This is a genomic window from Actinoplanes sp. NPDC019969, from assembly GCF_055562375.1.
In genome coordinates, this window is sequence record NZ_JBVHFK010000005.1 from 97474 (window position 1) to 120997 (window position 23524).

Below are 23524 nucleotides of genomic sequence, written 5' to 3' on the forward strand. Positions count from 1 at the left end.
TCAGTAGTAGGTCACCGAGACCGTCTCGCTCACCGGAAGCGCCTGGCAGGCCAGGGTGTAACCGTCCGCGAAGTCCTCCTCCTCGAGAATCTCGTTGTTGACCAGCGTGACCTCGCCGCTGACCAGTCGCACCGCACACGCTCCGCACTGCCCCTGCCGGCACGAGTAGGGCGGGTTCAGCCCGGCTTCGATGATCACGTCGAGGAGCCGTTTGCCCGCCGCCCACGGCAGCACGTGGGCCTGCCCGTCGATCGCGACCTCGGCGACGGCGTCCCGGCCGCCGCTAACCTCCATTTCGAAGCGTTCCACCCGGATCCGGGCATCAGGCACGCCGGCCAGTTGCAGCGCCTTCCCGGCGACCTCGACGAACGCTTCCGGCCCGCAGACGAAGGCTTCCCGGTTCGCGTACGGCAGGAGCAGCTCCCGCAGCCCGTCGGCCGTGGGCACGCCCCGTTCGCTGTCCAGCCAGTACGTCACCGGGAGCAGTCCCGCCAGCTCGTCCGCGAAGATGATCGACTCGGCGTCCCGGTTGGCGTAGATCAGGGCCCGGTCGCCCCGGACCGCCTTGATGATCCCCATGATCGGGGTGATGCCGGACCCGCCGGCCAGCAGCAGCAGGTCGTCGTCGAGTGACGCGGGCGTGAACGTCCCCGCCGGCCCGGCCATGTCGAGCGAGGCCCCGGCCCGCACGTGGTCGCAGATCCAGTTGGAGACCTGCCCGCCGGCCATCCGCTTGACGGTGATCTTCGGCGGCTCGCCGGCGCCGGGCGCGCTGGCGAGGGAGTAGCAGCGGGCCCCGGCCGGGGTGCGGACCGTCAGGTACTGCCCGGGCCGATAGTCGAGATCGGCCGCGAGGATCAGCGAGATCGCGTCGGCGGTCTCGGGAACGACCTCGCTGATCCGGACCGTCCGGAACTCCGGCATCAGGGCACCTCCAGACGGCCCGCACGGATCGCCCGGTCGATGCTGTCCCGCAGCTCGGGGCAGGCCGGGACGAGCGCGGCCGGGCGGCCGGCGGCGGCTGCGGCGAGCCGCTCGCAGGACGGCCCGGACCATTGGACGCTGGTCTGCATCGCGCTGCGCTTGCCGGCCCGCACGATCCGGCCGCACCCGCCGCAGTCCACCTCGGTGAGGCCGCCCCCGAGGTACTCCTGCAGCTCGGCGAGATCGTGCACGGTCATGAGGCCGCGGTCCGGGCCTGGTTGGCGGCGACCTCGGCCTCCCACGTCTCGACCGCCCGGGTGGTGTCGACCTCGAACTCGTAACGCGCCACCATGTCGTCGGTGATGTCGTCGACGTCGACGTAGAACTGCTCGTACCACCGGCGGAGCTGGTAGACCGGCCCGTCCTCGGCGCAGAGCAGCGGGTTGTCGATCCGGGTCTTGTTCTTCCAGATCTCCACGTCCTGCAGGAACCCGACGCCGATGCTTCTGGCGAACTTGGCCGCCGCCTTGGCCGCCTGCTCGGTGCTGAGGCCGGGCAGCCGTTTCATGATCAGGCCCCACTGCAGCACGAACGAGTCGGGCGACACCGGATAGTGGCAGTTGATCAGCACCGACTCGATCCGCAGACCGTTCCAGTCGTTGTGCAGGTAGTCGATCATGTAGGACGGCCCGTAGTAGGCCGCCTCCGACCGCAACGTCGACTCGCCGGACTGGCTGGCCGCGCTCGGCACGTCGGGCCGCGGCCGGGTGTTCAGGAACTGTGCCGCCACGTGCCCCTCCATCACGTTCTTGAAGAACGTCGGGAAGGCGAAGTGGATGTAGAAGAAGTGCGCCATGTCCACGACGTTGTCGATGATCTCGCGGCAGTTGGCGCCGTCGATGCGCACCGAGTCCCAGGTCCAGTCGCTCCACTCGTCGGAGAAGGCGCCCTCGATCCGGGGGATCGCCACCTCGGGCGGCGGCGGGTTGCCCTGCGGATCGTTCCAGACGAACAGTTGCCGGTTCTGCTCGCAGGTGATCCACGAGCGGGTCCGGGCGCGCATCGGGATCCGGTGCGCGTACGGCACCTCGACACAACGGCCGTCCCCGTTCCACCGCCAGTCGTGGAACGGGCAGGCGATGGTGTCGCCCTTGATCGTGCCCTGGGTGAGATCGCCGCCCATGTGCCGGCAGTAACCGTCGAGCACGCTGATCGTCCCGCCGGAGTCCGCGAACACCACGAGTTTCGTCCCGAACGCCTCGATCGCGTGCGGCTGCCCGTCGCGGAACGTGTCGGCCAGCCCCAGACAGTGCCACCCCCGGGCGAACCTGGCCGGCGGCCGGCCGGCGTCGATGGTGCGCGGTTGCTGGCTGATGCTCATGTCCCACTCCTGGCCCTGGTCGCTAGGTAGAACGTGTTCTAGTATAGGGGTCGCCCGACACGCGGCCAACCAGCCTGGAGGGATCTCATGGAAGCGGTCCTCGCCGGAGTTCGAGAACTGTTACCTGTTCTGCGGGAGCACGCACAGGAGACCGAGGACCGCCGCGCGCTGGCCCCGGAGACCGTGAAAGCGCTGGCCGAGACCGGCTTCTTCCGGTTGCTGCAGCCGGCCCGGTTCGGCGGTCACGAGGCCCACCCGCTCGCCTTCCTCACCGGCGTCCGCGAGATCGCCGCCGCCTGCGGGTCCACCGGCTGGGTCGCCTCGGTCATCGGCGTGCACAACTGGCAGCTCGCGCTCTTCCCCGACCGCGCCCAGCAGGACGTCTGGGGCGGCGACACGAGCACCCGGATGTCCTCGTCCTACGCCCCCACCGGCACGATCGAGAGGGTCGACGGCGGCTATCTGGTGAACGGCCGCTGGAGCTTCTCCTCCGGCTGCGACCATGCCACCTGGGTGCTGCTCGGCGGCATCGTCCCACCCGGCGACGACGGCACGCCCGCGGACTTCCGCACCTTCCTGCTGCCCGCCGCCGATTACACGATCGAGGACGTCTGGCACACCGTCGGCCTGCGCGGCACCGGCAGCAACGACATCGTGGTCACCGACGCGTTCGTGCCCGCGCACCGGTCGCTCAGCTTCAACGACACCGCGCGCTGTGCCTGCCCCGGCCAGGAGCAGAACCCGGGGGCGCTCTACCGCATCCCGTACGCGTCGATCTTCTCCTATGCGATCACCACCCCGATCATCGGTATGGCCACCGGCGCCTACCGCGCGCACGTCGCATACACCCGGGAGCGGGTCCGTGCCTCCTACGTCGGAGTGAAGGCCGCCGAGGACCCGCACTCCCAGGTGCGGGTCGCCGAGGCGGCCGGCGACATCGACTCCGCCTGGTTCGCCCTGCAGGCGAACATGCGCGAACTCATGGACCTGGCCACGGCCGGCACGAAACTGCCGATGGCGTTGCGGCTGCGGATCCGGCGCGACCAGGTCCGCGGGACCGAACTCGCCATCCGCGCCGTCGACCGCCTCTTCGAGAACTCCGGCGGCCGTGCCCTCGCCGTCGGCACCCCGATCCAGCGTTTCTGGCGCGACGCCCACTCCGGCCGGGTGCACGCGATCAACGACCCGGAGCGGGCCCTGTCCATGTTCGGCCGCGGCGAGTTCGGCCTGCCGCTCAACGACGCGATGGTGTGAGATGACGCTGCACTTCCATCGAGAGGGTGCGGGGTCGCCGGTCGTCCTGCTGCACGGTGGGGGACCGGGCGCGTCCGCCAGGAGCAACTTCGGGCGGACGATCCCCGCGCTCGCGCCCCACTTCGACGTCCTCGCGGTCGACCAGCCGGGGTACGGCGGGAGCCTGGGCGACCCGATCACCGGGCAATACTTCACCCACGCCGCCACCGAACTGGCCGCTCTGCTCGACAAACTCGGCATCGAACGCGCCGACCTCATCGGGAACTCCCTGGGCGGCGGCACCGCCGTACGATTCGCCCTGCTCTTTCCCGCCCGGGCCCGGCGGCTGCTGCTGATGGGACCCGGCGGCCTGTCGCTCAACGTCTTCTCCGCCGACCCGACCGAGGGAGTCAAACGGCTCGGCGCCTTCGGCCGGGACCCCAGCCGGGAACGGATCGCCGCGTTCCTCAAGACCCTCGTCTTCGACCCGTCGCTGATCACCGACGAACTGATCGAGGAACGTCTCGAGGCCGCGCGCGACCCGGCCGCGATGCGGGCCATGCGCGAGATGGGCGCCTCTTTCAGCAACCCTGACACGTACGAAGAGGGGATGCTCTGGCGCGAAGCGCACCGCCTCACCCACGAGACCCTCCTCGTGTGGGGCCGCGAGGACCGGGTCAACCCGCTCGACGGCGCCCTGATCGCCCTGAAACTGCTGCGCAACGCCCGCCTGCACGTCTTCGGCGGCTGTGGCCACTGGGCCCACCTGGAGAAGTTCGACGAGTTCAACCGCCTGGCCATCGACTTCCTCACCCCGCCCTCCTGACTGCTCCTACCTTGCCTAGCGCGTTCGCACACCTGTTCGGTTCTGTTCGTGCCAAGATTCTTTCCGCGAGAGGGGACCCGCTCGTGAGCAGCCTCATCCGATCCCTCGGCTACCTGCGCGTCGAGGCGACCGACCCGGCCGCCTGGCGCGAGTTCGGCGTCAAGGTGCTCGGCATGGCCGAAGGCCGCGGACCCGACCCGCAAGCCGTCTACCTGCGCATGGACGAACTGCCCGCCCGTATCGTGGTGACCCCGGGGGAGCGGGACCGGCTGGCCGCCTCCGGCTGGGAGGTCGCCGACCCGTCCGCGATGGCCCGGCTCGCCGCGGCGCTGGAGGAGTCCGGGACCGCGGTGAAACCGGCCGGCGCCGACGAGCTGGCCGACCGCCGCGTCTCCCACCTGATCAGCGCCGACGACCCGGCAGGCAACCGCCTCGAGTTCTTCTGCGGCGCGGACCTGGACGCGCGCCCGTTCGCGGCCCCGTACGGCACCCGCTTCGTCACCGGCATCCAGGGCATGGGCCATGCCGTGCTGCCCGCCCGCGACGACGCCGCGTCGCTGCGCTTCTACACCGACGTCCTCGGGTTCCGCCTGCGCGACACGATGCGCCTGGTCCCCGAACACATCGGCCTGCCGCCGAGCGACGTGCCACTGTGGATGCGGTTCCTCGGCTGCGGCCCCCGCCACCACAGCGTCGCCCTCGCCCCGATGCCCGCCCCGTCCGGCCTGATCCACCTCATGATCGAGACCGAGACCCTCGACGACGTGGGCCGGGCCATCGACCGCTGCGGCCGCCACCGGGCCCCGATGATCTCCACTCTGGGCCGGCACGCCAACGACCACATGATCTCTTTCTATGTACGGACACCCAGCGGCTTCGACATCGAGTACGGCTACGGCGGCCGCACCGTCGACGACGACACGTGGGTCGCCCGTCACACCACCGCGCACAGCCTCTGGGGCCACCGCTTCTCCGCCGGCGGCGGCCATTGAGCACCGGCCCTTCCCCGCTGGTGGGCGACCCGGCCCGGGACTTCCGGCGCGTGTTCGGCCACTTCGCCACCGGCATCACGGTGATCACGACAGCCGGCGCGGACGGCCCGGCCGGATTCGCCTGCCAGGCCTTCGCGCCGCTGTCGCTGGACCCGCCGCTGGTCCTGTTCTGCCCGCGGAACGGCTCGGACACCTGGCGCCGCATCGCCCGCGCCGGCTTCTTCTGCGTCAACGTCCTCGCCTCCGACCAGCGTGACGTCTCCCGCCTGTTCGGCACCCGCGGCGCCGACCGTTTCGCCGCGCTCGAGTGGTTCCCGGCCCCCTCCGGCGCCCCCGTCCTGGCCGGGGCCCTGACCTGGGCCGATTGCCGCCTGGAGGACGTCCATCCGGGCGGCGACCACGCCATCGTCACCGGCCGGGTGACCACGCTCGGGCCCTGTCGCGACGTCACGCCGCTGCTCTTCCATCGCAGCCGCTACACCACGATCACACCGGCTTCCCCGTACGAACCCCCCGAGGTCGTCGACACTCTCCTCTCCTGGCCCCGCCACACCGACTGGATCTGACTCCCGTTCCCGGCTTGGCGACTACTGTTCCAGCGCCTATAGTCATGGGTGTGGCTGAATCGCGACAAGTGGATCCGTCCGAGGTGGAGATCGGCTGGCTGAGCATGGATCTCGCGCCCGAGTGCTTCCGTCCGCCGGTGGGCGGATGCACCGCTGAGGATCTCGATCGGATCCCCGATCTCCCATCCCGCAGTCAGCTGATCGACGGGACCCTCGTCGTCGCGAGCCCACAGACCGCCTTTCGCTCGACCATGCTGAGTTTTCTCGGCTCCGAGTTGAGGCGGCTCGCGCCCCGGGACTCGTTCCGGGTGCGCCGGCAGATGTCCGTCGTGCTCGGCCGTCGTCAGCGACCGGAGCCGGATGTGCTCGTGGTGCACGCCGACGCCGACGCCGACGCCGAGATCGACGATGACGCGACGTGGTATCCCGCCGAGGCTGTCGTCCTGGCGGTCGCGGATCTCGGAGGAGTCCGAGATCCGCGACCGCGAGCGAAAACCACAGCTGTACGCGCGGGCGGGGATCCGCTATTTCTGGCTGGTCGAGCTTTACAACGACAAGCCTCTCGTCCGCGCCTGCGAACTCAATCCCGCCACCGGCGTCTACGACCTGCTCGGCGTCTTGCGCGACCGCCTGATCCTCCCAGTGCCCTTCCACATCGACATCGACCTCGCCATGTCCAACCGGCCACCGTTTGACTGATCTTGGCTTGGCGGCCCTGTTCGTGGGCCGCGTCGCTGCGGCGGAGTTCCCGCCGTAGAGCACACGATGATGCACGTGCATGCAACCGTGCATAGTTCTTGCGCCTGCATCGCGTGTCCGGCACGCTGCCCAACGTGACGATGCAGCAGACATCGCCTGCCGGGCGGGCCGGTAACAGTCAGCGTGTTCAGCACCGTGCTCCTTCAGTGACGCGCTCACCGTCCCGCGGGAGTCTTGATGGCTAGCGGGGCACGCGGATCCGAGATGGAGGGCCGGCCGAACGAAGCGCATGAGATGTTGGGGCGCCGGCTGCGGAGGTTGCGGGAAGCGAAGCGGATATCCCCCTTGAAGGCGGGGCAGCGTATCGGCGGTTCCAAATCCAAGATCAGCCGCATCGAGGGGGGTCGGGTCAAGCTGAAGGAGGAGGACCTTCATGAACTCATGAACCTCTACGGTGTTCTCGACCCGAAGGAGCGGGAGGGTCTCCTGCGGTTCACCCGGGTGCTCAGCAGCAGGCAGTGGTGGGATGACGACCGAGCGGTGCTGGGAGGATGGTTCTGTTCCTATCTCAGCCTCGAAGCCATCTCGGAATCCATCCGGACGTATGAGGTCCGATTCATCCCAGGGCTACTGCAAACGCAGGCATATGCCGAGGCCGTCATTCGGCGACGCTTCACCGACGAGGTGGAGATACGACGGCGTGTCGAGGTCAGGGTAAGACGCCAGAAGGCGGTTCTCGAGGGCAAAGTGCGCCTGTGGGCCCTGATCGACAGGGCTGCTCTGGACGAGAACTTCGCCGGCGCCGTGTCCATGCGCGAACAGATTCACTTTCTCATCGAAGTGGCTCAGAAACCGAATGTGACCATTCAGCTCCTCCCCACCGGCGCGGGGGGATACGTCGGTATCGGCAACTCCTTCTCCATTCTGCGCCTGCCGGTCGCCGGTCTGACCGACGTCGTATATCTCGAGCATATCGACGAAGCGATCTTCCTTGACGACAAGGGAAGATCCGATTCCTATCGGAAGGCGATGGAGGTTCTCGCCATCGAAGCATGCGATCCACGCGATGCCGTGACCAACCTCCAGGAAGTGCTGGCGGCGCTCGACTGAGAAGGTCCGAGCGCTCAGGCTGGTGCCGGCACCGGTGGGGCCTCGGGATCTGGCGCTGGGTGCCGGCGAACTCCAGGTCCCAGTCGATGCCGTGACACGACTTGGTCAGCAGCATCGGCCCGGAGCCGGCCTCCGATCCGGTCGCTCGCCGCTGCCGCCGCGGCGATGCGGGACGCCGCCTCCTCGTGCGGGTGATCCTGGGCGGCGACGAACACCGTGTCGGCGACCGGGAGATCGGTGAGCAGCTCACGCCAGTCGGCGAACCGCTGCCCCGGTGACACCGCGTGCTCCTCGGCGAACCGGGACAGCCGGTCCGGGTCAGGTTCGGCGACCGCCACGATCCGGCAGCGGCCGGGCGTAGGTGTTCCCCCGCAGGCCGGCCCCCGCCACCGCGATTGTGATCATCTGCTCCGGCATCCGCTCTCCAGCACACGGGACCTGGTTCGGCGTGATCTCCGAGCCACGGTACGCCCGTTTCCTCCATGTCGGCCTTCGGCCGGTCATGGGGATGACATCATCCGACTCAGACGTCGGAGGGGAGTTGTTCGTGCTGGTGGACCTGCTGGCGGAGATCGAACGGCAAGGTGGCTCCGAGTCCGGTGCGGGGCCGGAGCCGGTGGTCAGTCTGGAGCTGTTCTTCGAAGGCAACAGCGCCCCCGAATCGATCGGCTGCAACCTGGCCGACCATCCAGGGATCCAGAAGTTTCATGCCACCCTGCTCGCGCTCCGGGAGCGGCCCGACGTCAGCGATGTGGTGGTGGGCATCAGCGAGGTCATGGGCGGCGACGAATGGCCGTTCAGCGATCATGTCTACGTCGTCGGCAGCGCCTCGGTGGCCGAGGTGCTGCGCTCCACCGCCACGCTCCAGCCGGAGCCGGAAGTGGGATCGCACTGGTGGACGGGCCAGCCGCCGGCCATCGAGATCCCCGTGCCGGAAGGACAACGGCTCATGACCCTCTGGTGGGATTAGGCCAAGCGCCAGCAGGGCCGGTCGGCTGCGGCGACCGGTGAATTCATCAATGCGCGTCGAGTGCTATTGCATTCTCACCTGAGACAGCTGCCGCTGAACTTGGCTGAGGAAGGCGTCCGCCCAACTGTCGTCCTGCCCGATGTCCATGACGAACTCGCCCGTACCGTCGACAACGAACCTCGCGAAGTAGCCCCGCACACCCCTGACATGCTTCGAGCCGTAGGAGAGGTGCTGGACCTGTCGCAGCTCCGTCGACGTCACTGCGGGCGCGCCAACGGGACGTCCGCGAGCGCCGCCCTTGTCGCGTTGGCCGACGACCGTGACCAGCCGCCGCGGGGTGAGCGCTATGACGCCGAAGGCGATACCTGCTCCCGTGCCTTGGACCGAAGCCACAGACAGAACTTCCTCCTGCTGCGGCAGTGACAGACTCAAATAATCGAGCTCCGGCTGCGCCCATGACAATCGTTCGAGCTCCCGGTGCGGGACGGCACTGATAGCTCTGCTCACATCGGGGCGCGACGATGTCGGCTGTGCCGCCGGTGTGGACTTGCTGAAAAGGCCCATTGCGCCATTCCTTTTCTGGCCGGACGATCGGCCGTCTGGTAAACCTGTCTGCCTCGACTCAACCGGCAGTACCTGCCGGACAAAACCGACCGATCGGGGAATCCGCAGTCATGATCGCCTGGTCGAGAATCCATTCGGCTTGATCAAAAGGGCTGATCGGACACTTTCGGCGATTTCGGCGAAGCGAGAACCGCCCTCGGGACTCCCGGCCGGCGACGCGTCCACTCGGAGTCATCGGCAGATCAAGGCGTCGGCGTGTGTAAGCCGCCGAGTGTGATGCCTCGCTGCGGACCGGCAGGCCGCCGGATCGGCCTTCATTCGACCGACTTGGTGACTACTGTTCTAGAGACTATAGTCATGAGTGCCAGGCGCGGGAGGTGTCGGCATGAGTGAGCTGCGAGAACGGGAGTTCGTCCGCAGAGGGGGCCGGTCCATGGGCATCGACTCAGGGCCCGAAAGGCATCGTCCGCCGGCGGAGGGATGCACCGCCGATGATCTGGATCGGGTCCCCGATCTTCCGGCCCGTCTACGACCTGTTCGGATCCTTTCCTGACCGGCTGGTGCGGACGGCGCCATTCGACATCGACCTCACCGGAATCAACCGGTTGCCGTTCGTGAGACGCCTCACGGCGCGGAGCGCTGAGACCGGTGGTCAGTCGCAGCGGGACCAGTCGCTGGTGAACGTCACGCCGCCGATCGAACCGCCCCACTTGACGCAGGTGGACGGGGCGGCGGCGGTGACCGGGCCGGCGTACGACGTGAACGTCCCCTTGTCGGTGTAGACCTTGTCGTCCTTGACCTCCAGGGTCGCGGACATCGCGGTCTTCTTGTCGAGGGTGCCGTCCTTGAGGGTGACGACGCAGTTCATGCCACCGTCGGCACGGTAGAGCAGGTAGATCGTGCCGCGCTGGACCCCGGCCGAGGTGGTCAGATCCTTCGACTCGAGGACCGTGAAGCCGGAGCCGCACAGGGCCGCCGGGTCCTCGGGGTTCTTCGCAGGTTCGGTTTCCTCGGGTTCGCCGGTGTCGGTGGGCGCGGGGGCGGCGGGTTTCGTGGCGTCCGGGTCCTCGGCCGCCGGATCGGTGGGGCGGGTGGTCTTCTTGCCGGGCGTCGGCTTCTTCTGGTCAGAACGTTCGGTCTTCTTGGCGTCCGGGTCGACGGCCGAGTCGACACCCGGCCCCGGGTTGCCGACGGCATCGGTGCCCTGGTCGTTGCCCGGGTCATCGCCGAAGCCGCTGCCGATGATGATGCCGATGCCCGCCAGGACGGCCACGACAGCGGCAGCGGCCAGAGCTACCGGCATGTTGCGGCGTTTGGCCGGGTTCGATCCGGTCAGCGAGCCGGAGCCGGTGCCGTACGAGGCACTGATCGGGTCAGCCGTATGACCACCGGTCGCTGCGGCGCCGACGGACGCCGAGCCGGCCGCGAAGCCGCCCGATCCCGGTCGTGCCACGGACCCCGCCGCGCCAAGGGGAGCCGCCCCGGCAGAGGCCGCGCGGGCAGAGGGCGCGCCGAAAGGAGCCGCCCCGGCAGAAGGCGCGCCGAACGAGCCCGGCCCGGCGGACGCTGATCCGGTCGCGAAGCCCTGCGGCCCCGAGCCGCCCGGCACCGCCCCGAACCGTCCGGAAGGAGAAGAGCCCGGCCCGCCAGGCGCCGCGCCACGAGGACCCGGCCCGCCAGGCGCCGCGCCACGAGGACCCGGCCCGCCAGGTGCCGCGCCACGAGGACCCGGCCCGGCGGGCGCCGCACCATGAGGGCCCGGCCCGGAGGCCGACGTGCGGTAGGCGCCGGACGGCGCCGACCCCGACGGCGCCGCGCCGTAGGGACCGGACGGGGCCGGGCGGGCGCCGGGAACCGCGCGCGGAGAGGACGGCGGCGCCCCGTACGAAAGCGACTCCCGCGAAGCCGCAGCGAACGCCGCGGCGCTGGGGAAACGCTGACCCGGATCGCGCGCCAGCGCGCGCATCACCACCGACGCCACCGCCGGCGGCACATCGGGCGGCAGGACCGGCGGCTTCCCGTGCACGAGCTGGGCAAGGACGGCGAGGGGATTGTCGCCGACGTACGGCGGCCGGCCGGTGAGGCAGCTGAACGCGACCGCCCCGAGCGCGTAGATGTCGGTCGCGGCCGTCACCGGGTGACCCTCGGCCTGCTCCGGGGCCATGTAGTGGGCGCTGCCGAGGACCACGTTCGTGCCGGTCATGCTGGTGATCCCGGCGGAGCGGGCGACCCCGAAGTCGACGAGGACGATGGCGCCTGCCGCCCGTACCAGAAGGTTGCTGGGTTTGACGTCGCGGTGCACGATGCCGGCCTCGTGGGCGGCCTGCAGCGCCTCGGCGACCTGGGCGACGACGGTCATGGTCTCGGCGGGGGACAGCCGCCCGGCCTTCTGGATCTTCGCGGACAGCGGGGTGCCCTCGATGAACTCCATCACCATGAAGTCCAGGCGGACGTTGCCGACCTGCGCGTTCTCGCCGTAGTCGTAGACCTGCACGACGCCGGGGTGCCGCAGCGCCGCCATCATCCGCGCCTCGGACCGGAACCGGGTGATGAAGTCGGAATCGGCCATCAGCGCCGGGAGCAGCACCTTGACGGCGATCTCGCGGTGCAGCAGCAGGTCGTCACCGCGCCACACCTCGCCCATGCCGCCCGCGGCGATGCGCTGGGTGAGCTGGTATCGACCGTTGAGCACGACTCCCGGTGAAAGCACCGGGCCATGCTACTGGCGGCGATCCATGGGCGGCGCGAGCCGGGCGAGGTGGTGTGCCGGCGAACCGTACAGTTCCGACGACGCCCAGGCGCGGCGCAGGTAGCGGTGGGCGTCGTGTTCCCAGGTGATGCCCAGGCCGCCGTGCATCTGCACCATTTCGGCGGCTACCGCCCGCAGCGTCTCCGAGCAAGTGATCTTGGCGACAGCGGGCTGCGTGGCGAGCGACGACCGGGCGGCCTCGACCCGGACGTACAGTTCGGCGAGCCGGTGCTGGAGCACCTGGAACGAGCCGATCGGACGGCCGAACTGATGCCGGTTCTTCACGTGGTCGACGGTCAGTTCCAGGGCGCGTGCGGCGGCGCCCAGCTGCTCGGCCGCGAGCGCGAGGCACGCCACGTCCCGCAGCCGCTCGACCGGGATCCCGGGCCCGATCGGATCGCCCAGTTCCAGGGTCACGGTCGCCGGTTGCCGGGTCGGGTCCAAGGTGGGCTGCGGGGTGACCGTGGCCGGGGTCGCGGCGTACAGGCGCCCGCCGGTCACGGCCAGCACGGTGTCCGCCTCGGCCAGGTCCAGCACGTCGTGGAAGACGCCGGGCGCGGGGCCGTCCCAGGCCAGCGCGACGATCCGGTCCCCGGCGCAGACGGCGGGCAGCAGGCTCTCGTCGCCGGCGTGCAGGAGCGCCTCGGTGGCCAGGACGGTCCCGAGCATCGGACCGGCGATCAGGGCCCGGCCCAGTTCCTCGAGCACGATCATCGCCTCGGTCAGGCCGGCGCCGGAGCCGCCGTACCGGTCGGGGACGGTCAGGCCGGCGACCCCGATCTCCTTGCACAGCCGCGCCCACAGCCCGTGGTCGCCGGCATGGGCGGTGACCAGGCCACGAACCGCCGCCCGCAACGCGTCATGTTCCTCGATCATCAGCTCTCTCCAGAATCCGTCGCCGATGCCAGGACGGTGTGCCCCAGGACCGGTTCAGCACGGTGATCAGAGTCAGCCATCGCCCCAGGCCGTGCTCGCGGGTGTAACCGATCGCCCCGTGCACCTGCAGCGCCGCCCGCGCCGCCCGCGAAGCCGCCTCCCCGCAGGCCACCTTCGCTGCGGAGAGATCGGAGTTGTCCATCCCGGAGGCGGCAGCCTGAAGGAGCGGCTCGGCGAACGACAGCGCTACCGCCACATCCGCGAGCCGGTGCTGTACGGCCTGGAACGATCCGATCGGCTGCCCGAACTGGGTGCGGACCCGCGCGTACGCGACCGCCATCTCCACCATCGCCCGCCCCGCACCGAGGAGCTGCGCGGCACAGGCGAGGGTCCCCAGCTCGAGAGCCCTCGAAGCCGAAGAGGATCTCAAGACCTTCCCGGGTACGACCTCCGCGAGCCGCCGCCCCGGATGCATCGACTCGTGCACCGCCCCGGCCCGGCCCACCCGGATCTCGTCGCCGGTGACCAGCAGGACCAGATCGGCCGTGTCGCCGTACGCGGCCAGCGGCAGCCGTGGCGGCGCGGCCAGGGTCGCCACCATCCGCCCCGCCGCCAGTTCGGACAGCCATTCCCCGGGGAGATCCAGCGCCGGCGCGCAGGCGATCGACTCCGCGAGCGGCCCCGGCACCGCGTGATGTCCCAGCTCCTCGAACGCCAGGACGAGATCGGCCGGTGTCGCGCCCGCCTCGATCAGCCCGGTGACGCCGACCTCGGCCAGTTCGGCCCACGTGACCTCCCGGTCCGTCAGCAGCTTGTGCAGCATCGCCGGGAACGCGGCCTGCGGCGGTGGCGGCTGTCCGGTCGCCCGGGGCAGTCCCAGCACCCGCTTGGCGAGGATGTCCCGCTGGATCTCGTCGGTGCCCGCGTAGATCGGCCCGGCCAGCGCGAACAGATACCCGCTGACCCACTCCGGGGTGACCTCGGCGAGCGGCCCGAGCACGTCGAGCGCCGTCTCGTGCAGAGCCACGTCGAGCGCGGACCAGAACAGCTTCGTCGCGCTGGGCGGGACGGGCGTGGCCGCGTACGCCTGCGCCTGATAGGCCCGCGCCCCGATCCACGCGTCCGCGACCCGGTCGCGGTGTTCTTCTCCGGACAGCCGGATCAGCCGGTTCGCCGCGGCCAGGAACCGGCCGGGCCCGCGCAGCGACAGCCCACGCTCGTGGCCCGCCGTGCTCATCGCGATCCGCCAGCCGTCGCCGGGCTCGCCGATCACGTCCGCGTCCGGTACGAACACGTCGTCCAGGAAGATCTCCGCGAACCCGTACGTCCCGTCGAGCTGCTCGATCGGCCGGACCGTCACGCCGGGCGCCCGCAGGCCGAACATCAGGTAGGTGAGCCCCTGGTGCGGGCGGTCCCCGGTGGCGCTGCGGAACAGCCCGAACGCCCGGTCCGCGACCACCGCCCGGGAACTCCACGTCTTCTGCCCGGACAGCAGCCATCCGCCGTCGGCGCGCCGTGCCCGGCAGCGGATCGCGGCGAGGTCGCTGCCGGCCTGCGGCTCCGACCAGGCCTGCGCCCACACCTGGTCGGCGCGGGCCATCGGCGGCAGGATCCGCGCGCACTGTTCCGGGGTGCCGTGCGTGAGCAGGGTCGGGGCCAGCAGGAACAGCCCGTTCTGGCCGATCCGCACGGGGGCGCCGGCCGCGTGGTACTCCTCGTCGAACTCGATCGCGTGCACCGGCGGCGCGGCCCGGCCGCCGTACTCGACCGGCCAGCACACGGCCGCCAGCCCGGCCTCGGCGAGCCGCCGCTCCCACGATCGGTGCGCGGCGCTGCCCTCGGGCGTGTCGACCCGGGGCAGGGGAGCGGCCGGCACGTTCGCGGTGAGCCAGGCCCGCACCTCGGCGCGGAACGGGCTCACCCGGCGGCCTTCTTCATCGCCGCCGCGTCCAGCCCGGCCAGCGGGTCGGCGGTGACCTCGGCGTTGTGCGCATGCGCGACGTGGTGCAGCCCGAACACCGTGTCCATGCCGGCGCGCATGCCCATCTGGTCCTCGCACAGGTTCACCGCCCGCTTGGCCAGCGCCAGCCCGAACGGCGGCATCGCGGCGATCCGCGCGGCCAGGGCGAGGGTCTCGGTCTCCAGCGCGGCGCGCGGCACGACCCGGTTGACCATGCCGATCTCGTACGCCCTCCGCGCGCCGAACCGGTCCCCGGTGAACAGCACCTCCCGCGCGAACCGCGGCCCCAGCATCCACGGGTGGGCGAAGTACTCCACCCCGGGAATGCCCATCCGCAGCACCGGATCGGCGAAGAACGCGTCCTCGGCCGCCACGATCAGGTCGCACACCCAGGCCAGCATCAGCCCGCCCGCCACGCACGCGCCCTGCACCATGGCGATCGCCGGTTTCGGGATCTCCCGCCACCGCCGGCACATGCCCAGGTAGACCTCGATCTCCCGGGCCATCCGCCGGTCCGCGCCGTCCCGGCCGGTGTGGTCCCACCAGGTGACGGCGCGCCGGGGGAAGGACGTGTCGGCGTCGCGTTCGGGAGTGCCGATGTCGTGCCCGGCGGAGAAGTGCTCCCCGGCCCCGGCCAGCACGATCACCGCGGCCTCCGGATCGTCGACGGCCCGGGTGAACGCGTCGTCGAGCGCGTACGTCATCGCCGAGTTCTGCGCGTTGCGGTAGCGGGGCCGGTTCATGGTGACCAGCGCGACCGGCCCGCGCCGTTCGTAGAGCACGACGTCGTCGTTCATGCGTTCTCCCGGAGCAGGTGTTTGAGGACCTTGCCGCTCGCGTTGTGCGGCAGTTCGGCCCGGAACTCCACCGAACGCGGCGCCTTGTAGCCGGCCAGGCGCTCCCGGCACCAGGCGATCACCGCGTCGGCGGCCGGTGTCTCGCCGGGGCGGGGGACCACGTACGCCCGGCCGACCTCGCCGAGCCGCTCGTCCGGCACCCCCACCACCGCCACCTCGGCCACCCCGGGCAGGCCCGCGAGAACCCGTTCCACCTCGGCCGGGTAGACGTTGAACCCGCCGCAGATGTACATGTCCTTGAGCCGGTCGGTGATCGTCAGGTTCCCCGTCTCGTCGAGCCGGCCGACGTCCCCGGTGTGCAGCCACCCGTCCGCGTCGATCGCCTCGGCCGTGGCCGCCGGATCGTCGAGGTAGCCGAGCATCACGTGCGGTCCGCGCAGCAGCACCTCGCCGTCCTTCTCGCTGATCCGCACCTCGAACCCGGCAGCCGCCCGCCCGCAGGTGTGCGCGATCGTCGCGGTGTCGTCACCCGGCCGGCACATGGTCGCGACCACGGCCTCGGTCAGCCCGTACGCCGTCAGCACCGTCGCGAACCCCAGCTCCTCCCGGATCCGGTCGACCAGCGACGGCGGCACCGTCGCCGCCCCGGTCACCGCCAGTCGCAGCGACGACAGCGACCGCCCGGAGCGTCCCGGATGGTCCAGCAGGCCGATGTAGAGCGTCGGCGGGCCGGGCAGCACGGAGATCGCCTCGTGGTCGATCAGATCGAGGGTCCGCGGCACGTCGAACACCGCCTGCGGCACGATCGTCGCCCCGCTGACCAGGCACGCCAGGATGCCGGCCTTGAGACCGAAGCTGTGGAAGAACGGATTGACCACGAGATAGCGGTCGCGGGTGCTCAGGCCGCCGATCTCGGCCCAGGCCCGGGCCACGCCCAGTGACTGGCGATGGGCGCTCATCACGCCTTTGCTGCGCCCGGTGGTGCCGGAGGTGTAGAGGATGTCACTGAGGTCGTCCGCCCGTACCTCGGGAAGGGTCGGTGTGGTCGGCGCCCGCTCCAGGAACGCGTCCCAGTGCGGCAGCGGCACCACCAGCGGGGGCCGGGATGGCAGGGTGGCCAGCCGGTCGGCGCCGAGGAACGGGCCGGTCACGATCAGGCCCTTCGCGCCGCTGCGCCGGATGATCTCGTCCGCCTCCGCGCCGGTGAACCGCATGTTGATCGGCACCAGCGTGGCGCCGGCGCAGAACACGCCGAGGGCGGCGAGGACCCAGCGGGCCGTGTTCGGCGCCCACAGCGCGACCCGGTCGCCGGGCTCGATGCCCGCGGCGAGCAGCGCCCGCGCGACCGTGCGCGCCTCGTCGTGCAACTCGGTGAAATCGAAGCGGCGCACACCCGGGTCGACGAGCGCGGGTTCGGTGCCGAACGCGCGCGCCGCGTGCGCCAGCGCCGCCGGGATGGTCTCCATCCAGGCCTCCGAGGTCAGAACCAGCCGGGCGTCTTACCAAGCAAGTGCTTGGTCGGTAGGGTGAGCGTACGCGTGAGCCGGGAGGTGGCGCCAGTGGACTCCGACGAGGCGTTTCGCATCGAGATCCGGGACTGGCTCGAACGGCATGTGACCGACGACGTGCGGGGCGCCGGTGGTCCCGGCCGGGAGAACGAGGCCTTCGAGCAGCGGCTCGCCTTCGCCCGGCGGCTCGCCGCCGGCGGGTGGACCACGCTGGCCTGGCCGGTGGCGCACGGTGGGCGGGGCGCGTCGCTGTCGCAGCAGGTGATCTTCCATGAGGAGTACGCCCGGTCCGGCGCCCCCAGCCGGGTCGACCACATCGGCACCACCATGGTCGGTCCCACCCTGATCGACCACGGCAGCCCGGAGCAGCGCCGCCGGTTCCTGCCCGCCCTCGCCGCCGTGGACGAGCTGTGGTGCCAGGGCTACTCCGAGCCCGGCGCCGGCTCCGACCTGGCCGGCGTCACGACCCGGGCGCGCCTCGACGGCGACCGCTGGGTGATCACCGGGCAGAAGGTGTGGACGTCCCTCGCGCACGTCGCCGACTGGTGTTTCGTGCTGGCCCGGACCGCGCCCGCCCCGCCCGGCGGCCCCCGCGCGGCCGGCCTGTCGTACCTGCTCGTGCCGATGCGCCAGCCGGGCGTCACGGTCCGCCCGATCCGGCAGCTCACCGGCGACAGCGAGTTCAACGAGGTGTTCCTCGACGACGCGGTCACCGAGGCCGGCCTGGTCGTCGGCGAGCCGGGCCAGGGGTGGACGGTGGCGATGGCGACCCTGGCGTACGAGCGGGGCGCCGCCACCGTCGGCCAGCAGATCGGGTTCCAGCGCGACCTGGACGACCTGGTCGCGGTGGCCGGGCGGACCGGGGCGGGAGCCGACCCGGCGCTGCGTGACCGGCTGACCCGCGCGTTCGTGGACCTGTCCGTGCTGCGCGCGCACACGCTGCGGGTGCTGCGGGCCGACCCGCCGCCGCCGATGTCCGCCTCGGTGATCAAGCTGCTCTGGACCCGCTGGCGGCAGGGCCTCGGCGAACTCGCCATGGACGTCCTGGCCGCCGGGGACGCCGGGCCGGAGGCGACCGAGCGCTGGCAGCGGTACTTCCTGTTCAGCCGGGCCGACACCATCTACGGCGGCTCCAACGAGATCCAGCGCGGCATCATCGCCGAACGGGTCCTCGGGCTGCCCCGGCAGGCCCGCGGATGACCGGGCCGCCGGGCCGCGGGCTGCTCACCGGCAAGGTCGTCGTGGTGACGGCCGCCGCGGGCGCCGGGATCGGCTCGGCGGTGGCCCGGCGCTGCCTCGACGAGGGCGCCCGGGTGGTGCTCGGCGACAGCCACGAACGCCGCCTCGGCGAGACCCGCGACCTGCTCTCCGGCGCGTATCCCGGACGGGTCTGGGCGATCCCGTCCGACGTCACCGACGAGACGGCGGTGCAGCGGCTGATCAGCGGGGCGGTCTCCCGGTACGGGCGTCTCGACGTCCTGGTCAACAACGCCGGCCTGGGCGGCAACCGGCCGGTCACCGAGATGTCCGACGAGGAGTGGGACCTGGTCCTGGACGTCACCCTGACCGGCACGTTCCGGTGCACCCGCGCCGCACTGCGGCAGATGATCGCGCAGGGCGGCGGCGGGGCGATCGTCAACAACGCCTCGGTGCTCGGCTGGCGGGCCCAGGCCGGGCAGGCGCACTACGCGGCGGCGAAGGCCGGGGTGATGGCGTTCACCCGGTGCACCGCCCTGGACGTGGCCGCGCACGGCATCCGGGTCAATGCGGTCGCGCCCAGCCTGGCCGCCCACCCGCACCTGGCCAAGGTGATCAGCGCAGCGGAACTGGAGGTGCTCGCCGCGCGGGAGGCGTTCGGCCGGGCCGCGCAGCCGTGGGAGGTGGCGACCGTGGTGGCGTTCCTCGCCAGCGACTACGCCGCCTATCTGACCGGCGAGGTCATCTCGGTGAGCAGCCAGCATCCCTGAACGCAGGGGGTTCTCATCGATGTTACGGCGCAGTAGATTGAAACGCGTTCTAGTCCACTGGAGGACGCGATGAGGCGGATCACCGGCGCGGTACTGTTCGGTCTCGGCATACTCTGCCTGCTCTTCGCGATGGCCCTGACCTGGATCATCGTGCCCTCCCAGCGGAAGGTGCCGCTCGACCTGGTGCCGCCGGACGTGGTGGTGGAGGCGGCCGGCGCCTCGTTCGTGCAGATCCAGACGAACGATCAGGGCGCGCCGCAGGCGGTCGTGGAGACCGCCGGGATCAGCTCGACCACCGGCATCAAGCCTGACTTCGACGCCGCCGCCGAACTCGACGGCGACACCCTGATCTGGAACGTGTACCACTCGACCAACCGGACCGACACCGGCGAAATGATCAACAGTGCGGAGAGCCGGGTCGCGCTCGACCGGGTCAGCGGCGAGGCCGTCCCGTGGGCCGGGCAGTGCCACACCGAGACGACCGAGCCGTGCGCCCCCGGCAACATCGCCTTCTCCGGCCAGCTCTACCTCTTCCCGTTCGGCACCGAGAAACGCACCTACCAGTACTGGGACACCGCGCTGCGCCGCTCGCTGCCGATCCAGTACCAGGGCGAGGAGGAGTTCAACGGCCTGCCCACGTACCGGTTCCAGCAGCAGGTCCCCGAACAGCAGGCCGAGATGGACGAGCAGGCCCTCGCCGGGCTCCTCGCGTTCCTCGCCCCCGGCGCGTCCAGTGGCTCGGTGTCGTACCGGGCCACCCGGACCCTGTGGGTCGAGCCGATGACCGGCGCCATCGTCGGCTACCGCGAGCAGCAGCACCGGGAGCTGGTGCCGGTCGTCGGCGAGCGGGTGGTCATCTTCGACGCCGACCTTCAGTACGACCAGCGCACCCTGGAGGCCGTCGGCGACCAGGCCGCGAGCGGGCGCAACCAGCTGCGGATGCTCGGCATGTACGTGCCGATCGGGCTCGCCGTGCTCGGCGGAGTCCTGATCGCCCTCGGGGTGTGGCTGTCCGGCGTCCCCGGCCCGCGCGGCGGGCACCGGACGCCCGAGACGACCCGGCCTCAGCCGACCCCGGTGCCCTGAACGGCGGCTGCGTCCTACCGCGAACCGTAGAAGTTCGGCGGCACCAGGGGGTCGTTCTCGGCGATGTTCGACGCCACCTCGCTGGCGCTCGGGTTCAGCGCCGCCATCACCGCGGTGACGCCGATCGCGGCGAGTACCGCCGCGATGACGGCGCTCAGCAGCAGGAATCTGAACGGAACCATCGGTTCCACCTCCATGACCTATAGCCGCTCGATGATCGTCGCGGTCGACATCGCCCCGCCGGCGCACATGGTGACCAGCGCCGTGGTGCCGTCGGACCGCTCCAGTTCGTGCAATGCGGTGGTGAGCAGGCGCGCTCCGCTGCTGCCCACCGGATGTCCCAGGGCGATCGCGCCCCCGTTGACGTTGACCCGGTCCGGGTCCGGGCGGTGCACCGCCATCCAGGACAGCACCACGCTCGCGAACGCCTCGTTGACCTCGCATCGGTCCAGGTCGTCGATCTTCATCCCGGCCCGGGCCAGCACCCGGTCGGTGGCCGCGATCGGGCCGTCCAGGTGGTAGTAGGGCTCGGCGCCGACCAGGCACTGCGCGACGATCCGGGCCCGCGGCCGCAGGCCCAGTTCCCGTGCCCGGTCCGCGTCCATCAGCAGCAGCGCGGCCGCGCCGTCGGAGATCTGCGACGAGGTGCCGGCGGTGTGCCTGCCGTCCGGCAGCACCGGCTTCAGCGCGGCCAGCCCCTCGGCCGTGGTGTCGCGCAGCCCCTGATCCCGGGTCACCCCGGCCACCGGCACGACCTCGCGCGCGAACCGGCCCTGCGACCAGGCCCGCGCCGCGAACGCCTGCGACCGTACCCCGAAGAGGTCCAGGTCGGCCCGGCTCAGCCCGCGCCGGTCGGCGATCCGTTCGGCGGCGACGTACTGGTTCGGCAGGTCGATGTCCCAGCTGTCCGGCCGGGGCCGCCCGGCGTCGCCGATGTTGGCACGCAACGGCACCCGGCTCATCGACTCCACCCCGCAGGCCACGCCGACCGTGACGGCGTCCGCCGCGATCAGCCCGGCGATCAGGTGCGCGGCCTGCTGCGCGGACCCGCACTGCGCGTCGACGGTCGCGCAGCCGGTGCCGTGCGGCAGCCCCGCGTGCAGCCACGCCGTCCGGGTGATGTTGTTCGACTGCTCGCCGCCCTGCGTGACGCAGCCGCCGATCGCCTGCTCCGCCAGCTCCACCGGATCGCCCAGCCCGCGCAGCGCCGCGCCCAGCAACTCGGCCGCGTGCAGCCCCGACAGCCACCCGCCGCGCTTGCCGATCGGCGTCCGCACCGCATCGACGATCACCGGTGTGCGCACCGCGACCTCCAGCTAGAACCTGTTCTCGATAGAAGCTACCAAATCTCTCCAGGGCCGTGTTTGAATCGGTAGAACTTGTTGCTGTAGGAGGAGCCGTGGCCGAGCCGCGCACCCGCATCGACCCCACCGATCCGGACATCTACCTGCACGGCATCCCGCACGCCGAGTTCGCCGAGATGCGCCGCGACGAGCCGGTCCGCTGGATCCCGCAGGCGCGCGGCAGCGCCGGATTCGACGACGAGGGCTACTGGGCGGTCACCCGGCACGCCGACGTGATGGCGGTGTCCCGCGACAGCGACACGTACTCCAGCCGGGAGAACACGGCGATCGCCCGTTTCCAGCCGGACATGACCCGCGACCGGATCGAGATGCAGCAGGCGGTTCTGCTCAACATGGACCCGCCGCAGCACACCAAACAGCGGGCCATCGTATCCCGCGGTTTCACCCCGCGCGCGGTCAACAATCTGCGTGCCGCCCTCCAGGCCCGCGCCGCGCAGATCGTCTCGTCGGTGAAAGGCGCGGAATCCGGCGATTTCGTCACCGACATCGCCTGCGAACTGCCGTTGCAGGCCATCGCCGAACTTCTCGGCGTCCCCCAGGAGGACCGCCGCAACGTCTTCGAATGGTCCAACTCGATGATCGGGTACGACGATCCGGAGTTCCGCGGCGCCGACCCGATGGAATCCGCGATGGGACTGCTCGGGTACGCCATGCAGATGGCCGACGAACGCCGGACCTGCCCCCGCGACGACATCGTCACCACCCTGATCGAAGCCGAGATCGACGGCGAGCAACTGTCGGTCGACGAATTCGGTTTCTTCGTGCTGATGCTCGCCGTCGCCGGGAACGAGACCACCCGCAACGCCATCTCGCACGGCATGCTCGGCCTGCTCGGCAACCCCGATCAGTGGGAACTCTACAAAGCCACCCGGCCGCGTACCGCCGTCGACGAATTCGTCCGCTGGGGCAGCCCGATCAACGTCTTCCAGCGCACCGCCCTGCACGACACGGTGCTCTCTGGCGTACCGATCCGCAAAGGGCAGCGGGTCGCCATGTTCTACGGCTCCGCCAATTACGACGAGGACGTCTTCACCGACCCGCACACCTTCGACATCACCCGCAGCCCCAACCCGCACCTCGGTTTCGGCGGCAGCGGCGCCCATTTCTGCCTCGGCGCCAACCTGGCCCGCCTCGAGATCGACCTGATCTTCAACGCCATCGCCGACCACATGCCGGACATCACCCTGGCCGGCCCGGCGCAGCGCCTCCGTTCCGGCTGGATCAACGGCATAAAACACCTGCCGGTCAACTACCACTGATCGGGTACGGGCCACCCTCCACCGGCTGGGTAGAGTCGACCTTGATCGATGGGGGTGACGGATGCGGCGTGTGATGCCGGCCTGTCCGACCCCTCCCGCACGGCGGAACTCAAGGCCCCCTCTAGGTGAGCGCGTGGCCGTACTCGGCGGCGAGAGCCGTCAGGTCCGGCTCGCCGAAACGGCCGACCAGGGACTGGAAACGCTCGACCTTGCCGTCGCCGAAGCGGGACACCCGTACCGCGAAGGTCTGTGCGGACAGGAAGCGGGGCGGAGTGCTCTTGCTGTGGAACTTGTCCGCGTACATCACCAGATCCTCCTCGCCGGATTCGGCGAGATAATCGCCGAGCGGGAGAGGCAGCTGCTGCCGTACCACGTCGTCGCGGGTGATCCCGACGCCGGTGTGGTGGGCGCAGAAGCGGCGCAGCGTCTCCGGCAGACCCGCCTCGCCCAGCATCTCGTAACCGAGCAGGCCGTGCCGGACGTACGGATCCGCGGGCTTCAGACGGTAGACGCCGATGTCGTGCAGCAGGCATCCGGCGCGGACCAGATCCATGTCGAGGTCGTCACGGCCGACCTGCTCGGCGATCCGGCAGACGATCCGTGAATGGGTCCACACCGACTCGAAGGCCTCGGCGGTCGGCGCGAACCGTTCGTGCAACGCCCTGATCTCGCCATCACTGGGAATCCGCATCC

24 protein-coding genes and 2 pseudogenes are annotated in these 23524 nt (G+C 70.8%); 12 read left to right on the forward strand and 14 right to left on the reverse strand.

What is annotated here, in order from left to right; translation table 11 throughout:
- Genes ACZ3II_RS16490 through ACZ3II_RS16500 form a run of 3 tightly spaced genes read right to left on the reverse strand, consistent with a single transcriptional unit; the run spans position 1 to position 2305 of the window.
- Positions 1 to 924 (reverse strand): 2Fe-2S iron-sulfur cluster-binding protein, encoded by a 924-nt coding sequence (locus tag ACZ3II_RS16490; RefSeq protein ID WP_465518497.1) that lies wholly within the window; start codon positions 922 to 924, stop codon positions 1 to 3.
- Positions 924 to 1181 (reverse strand): hypothetical protein, encoded by a 258-nt coding sequence (locus tag ACZ3II_RS16495; protein WP_465518498.1) that lies wholly within the window; start codon positions 1179 to 1181, stop codon positions 924 to 926. Before ACZ3II_RS16495 ends, ACZ3II_RS16490 begins: the two co-directional genes overlap by 1 nt.
- Positions 1178 to 2305, reverse strand: coding sequence for a Rieske 2Fe-2S domain-containing protein (locus tag ACZ3II_RS16500; protein WP_465518499.1), 1128 nt, complete (start codon positions 2303 to 2305; stop codon positions 1178 to 1180). The genes ACZ3II_RS16495 and ACZ3II_RS16500 overlap by 4 nt, the downstream gene beginning before the upstream one ends.
- An 87-nt stretch (positions 2306 to 2392) precedes the next feature.
- Here ACZ3II_RS16500 and hsaA point away from each other — a divergent pair, with 87 nt between their 5' ends.
- From hsaA to ACZ3II_RS16535, 7 genes and pseudogenes are all read left to right on the forward strand, one after another.
- The gene (gene hsaA / locus ACZ3II_RS16505; protein ID WP_465518500.1) at positions 2393 to 3559 is read left to right on the forward strand and encodes a 3-hydroxy-9,10-secoandrosta-1,3,5(10)-triene-9,17-dione monooxygenase oxygenase subunit; all 1167 of its coding nucleotides are present in this window, start codon (positions 2393 to 2395) and stop codon (positions 3557 to 3559) included.
- Between the two features lies 1 nt (position 3560).
- Positions 3561 to 4364, forward strand: a complete 804-nt coding sequence (gene hsaD / locus ACZ3II_RS16510) for a 4,5:9,10-diseco-3-hydroxy-5,9,17-trioxoandrosta-1(10),2-diene-4-oate hydrolase (protein WP_465518501.1) — start codon at positions 3561 to 3563, stop codon at positions 4362 to 4364.
- Between the two features lie 83 nt (positions 4365 to 4447).
- Positions 4448 to 5356 (forward strand): iron-dependent extradiol dioxygenase HsaC, encoded by a 909-nt coding sequence (gene hsaC, locus ACZ3II_RS16515; RefSeq protein WP_465518502.1) that lies wholly within the window; start codon positions 4448 to 4450, stop codon positions 5354 to 5356.
- Positions 5353 to 5922, forward strand: coding sequence for a 3-hydroxy-9,10-secoandrosta-1,3,5(10)-triene-9,17-dione monooxygenase reductase subunit (gene hsaB, locus ACZ3II_RS16520; RefSeq protein ID WP_465518503.1), 570 nt, complete (start codon positions 5353 to 5355; stop codon positions 5920 to 5922). Before hsaC ends, hsaB begins: the two co-directional genes overlap by 4 nt.
- A gap of 104 nt (positions 5923 to 6026) precedes the next feature.
- Positions 6027 to 6305, forward strand: a pseudogene (locus ACZ3II_RS16525) (Uma2 family endonuclease); the annotation flags it as partial.
- 25 nt (positions 6306 to 6330) lie between these two features.
- The gene (locus ACZ3II_RS16530) at positions 6331 to 6621 is read left to right on the forward strand and encodes a hypothetical protein (RefSeq protein WP_465518934.1); all 291 of its coding nucleotides are present in this window, start codon (positions 6331 to 6333) and stop codon (positions 6619 to 6621) included.
- 264 nt (positions 6622 to 6885) lie between these two features.
- Positions 6886 to 7731 (forward strand): helix-turn-helix domain-containing protein, encoded by an 846-nt coding sequence (locus ACZ3II_RS16535; protein ID WP_465518504.1) that lies wholly within the window; start codon positions 6886 to 6888, stop codon positions 7729 to 7731.
- Positions 7732 to 7745: 14 nt separating this feature from the next.
- Here ACZ3II_RS16535 and ACZ3II_RS16540 read toward each other — a convergent pair whose 3' ends face one another.
- Positions 7746 to 8069, reverse strand: a complete 324-nt coding sequence (locus ACZ3II_RS16540) for a hypothetical protein (protein WP_465518505.1) — start codon at positions 8067 to 8069, stop codon at positions 7746 to 7748.
- Between the two features lie 209 nt (positions 8070 to 8278).
- Here ACZ3II_RS16540 and ACZ3II_RS16545 point away from each other — a divergent pair, with 209 nt between their 5' ends.
- Entirely contained in the window at positions 8279 to 8701 is a 423-nt protein-coding gene (locus ACZ3II_RS16545; RefSeq protein ID WP_465518506.1) for a hypothetical protein, read from the forward strand.
- Positions 8702 to 8764: 63 nt separating this feature from the next.
- On the opposite strand, the gene ACZ3II_RS16550 is transcribed toward ACZ3II_RS16545, so the two are convergent.
- The 7 genes and pseudogenes from ACZ3II_RS16550 to ACZ3II_RS16580 form a co-directional block, all read right to left on the reverse strand.
- Positions 8765 to 9265 (reverse strand): hypothetical protein, encoded by a 501-nt coding sequence (locus ACZ3II_RS16550; RefSeq protein ID WP_465518507.1) that lies wholly within the window; start codon positions 9263 to 9265, stop codon positions 8765 to 8767.
- Between the two features lie 652 nt (positions 9266 to 9917).
- Positions 9918 to 11975, reverse strand: a complete 2058-nt coding sequence (locus tag ACZ3II_RS16555; protein WP_465518508.1) for a serine/threonine-protein kinase — start codon at positions 11973 to 11975, stop codon at positions 9918 to 9920.
- Positions 11976 to 11984: 9 nt separating this feature from the next.
- Complete coding sequence (locus ACZ3II_RS16560) at positions 11985 to 12890, reverse strand: acyl-CoA dehydrogenase family protein (protein ID WP_465518509.1); 906 nt, start codon at positions 12888 to 12890, stop codon at positions 11985 to 11987.
- Positions 12874 to 13713, reverse strand: coding sequence for an acyl-CoA dehydrogenase family protein (locus ACZ3II_RS16565; protein ID WP_465518922.1), 840 nt, complete (start codon positions 13711 to 13713; stop codon positions 12874 to 12876). Before ACZ3II_RS16565 ends, ACZ3II_RS16560 begins: the two co-directional genes overlap by 17 nt.
- A gap of 42 nt (positions 13714 to 13755) precedes the next feature.
- Positions 13756 to 14811: pseudogene (locus tag ACZ3II_RS16570) on the reverse strand (acyl-CoA dehydrogenase family protein); the annotation flags it as partial.
- Positions 14808 to 15647, reverse strand: coding sequence for an enoyl-CoA hydratase (locus tag ACZ3II_RS16575; protein WP_465518510.1), 840 nt, complete (start codon positions 15645 to 15647; stop codon positions 14808 to 14810). The pseudogene ACZ3II_RS16570 and the gene ACZ3II_RS16575, both read right to left, overlap by 4 nt.
- Positions 15644 to 17113, reverse strand: a complete 1470-nt coding sequence (locus tag ACZ3II_RS16580) for a FadD3 family acyl-CoA ligase (protein WP_465518511.1) — start codon at positions 17111 to 17113, stop codon at positions 15644 to 15646. The genes ACZ3II_RS16575 and ACZ3II_RS16580 overlap by 4 nt, the downstream gene beginning before the upstream one ends.
- Positions 17114 to 17173: 60 nt before the next feature.
- On the opposite strand from ACZ3II_RS16580, the gene ACZ3II_RS16585 reads away from it, so the two are divergent.
- The 3 genes from ACZ3II_RS16585 to pgfA all read left to right on the forward strand — a co-directional run bounded on the left by ACZ3II_RS16585 (position 17174) and on the right by pgfA (position 20208).
- On the forward strand, positions 17174 to 18355 hold the full coding sequence (locus ACZ3II_RS16585) for an acyl-CoA dehydrogenase family protein (RefSeq protein WP_465518512.1): 1182 nt from the start codon (positions 17174 to 17176) through the stop codon (positions 18353 to 18355).
- Positions 18352 to 19122: an SDR family oxidoreductase gene (locus ACZ3II_RS16590; protein ID WP_465518513.1), complete on the forward strand. Its 771-nt coding sequence runs from the start codon at positions 18352 to 18354 to the stop codon at positions 19120 to 19122. Before ACZ3II_RS16585 ends, ACZ3II_RS16590 begins: the two co-directional genes overlap by 4 nt.
- Before the next feature lie 69 nt (positions 19123 to 19191).
- Positions 19192 to 20208, forward strand: coding sequence for a cell envelope lipid trafficking protein PgfA (pgfA, locus tag ACZ3II_RS16595; RefSeq protein ID WP_465518514.1), 1017 nt, complete (start codon positions 19192 to 19194; stop codon positions 20206 to 20208).
- A gap of 14 nt (positions 20209 to 20222) precedes the next feature.
- Here the strand turns inward: pgfA and ACZ3II_RS16600 are convergent, their stop codons facing one another.
- Both ACZ3II_RS16600 and ACZ3II_RS16605 read right to left on the reverse strand, forming a co-directional pair.
- Positions 20223 to 20390, reverse strand: coding sequence for a hypothetical protein (locus ACZ3II_RS16600; protein ID WP_465518515.1), 168 nt, complete (start codon positions 20388 to 20390; stop codon positions 20223 to 20225).
- An 18-nt stretch (positions 20391 to 20408) separates the two neighbouring features.
- Positions 20409 to 21512 (reverse strand): steroid 3-ketoacyl-CoA thiolase, encoded by a 1104-nt coding sequence (locus tag ACZ3II_RS16605; protein ID WP_465518516.1) that lies wholly within the window; start codon positions 21510 to 21512, stop codon positions 20409 to 20411.
- 95 nt (positions 21513 to 21607) lie between these two features.
- On the opposite strand from ACZ3II_RS16605, the gene ACZ3II_RS16610 reads away from it, so the two are divergent.
- Positions 21608 to 22831, forward strand: a complete 1224-nt coding sequence (locus tag ACZ3II_RS16610; protein WP_465518517.1) for a cytochrome P450 — start codon at positions 21608 to 21610, stop codon at positions 22829 to 22831.
- 121 nt (positions 22832 to 22952) lie between these two features.
- On the opposite strand, the gene ACZ3II_RS16615 is transcribed toward ACZ3II_RS16610, so the two are convergent.
- Positions 22953 to 23522, reverse strand: coding sequence for an HD domain-containing protein (locus ACZ3II_RS16615; protein WP_465518518.1), 570 nt, complete (start codon positions 23520 to 23522; stop codon positions 22953 to 22955).
- Positions 23523 to 23524 lie beyond the last annotated feature (2 nt).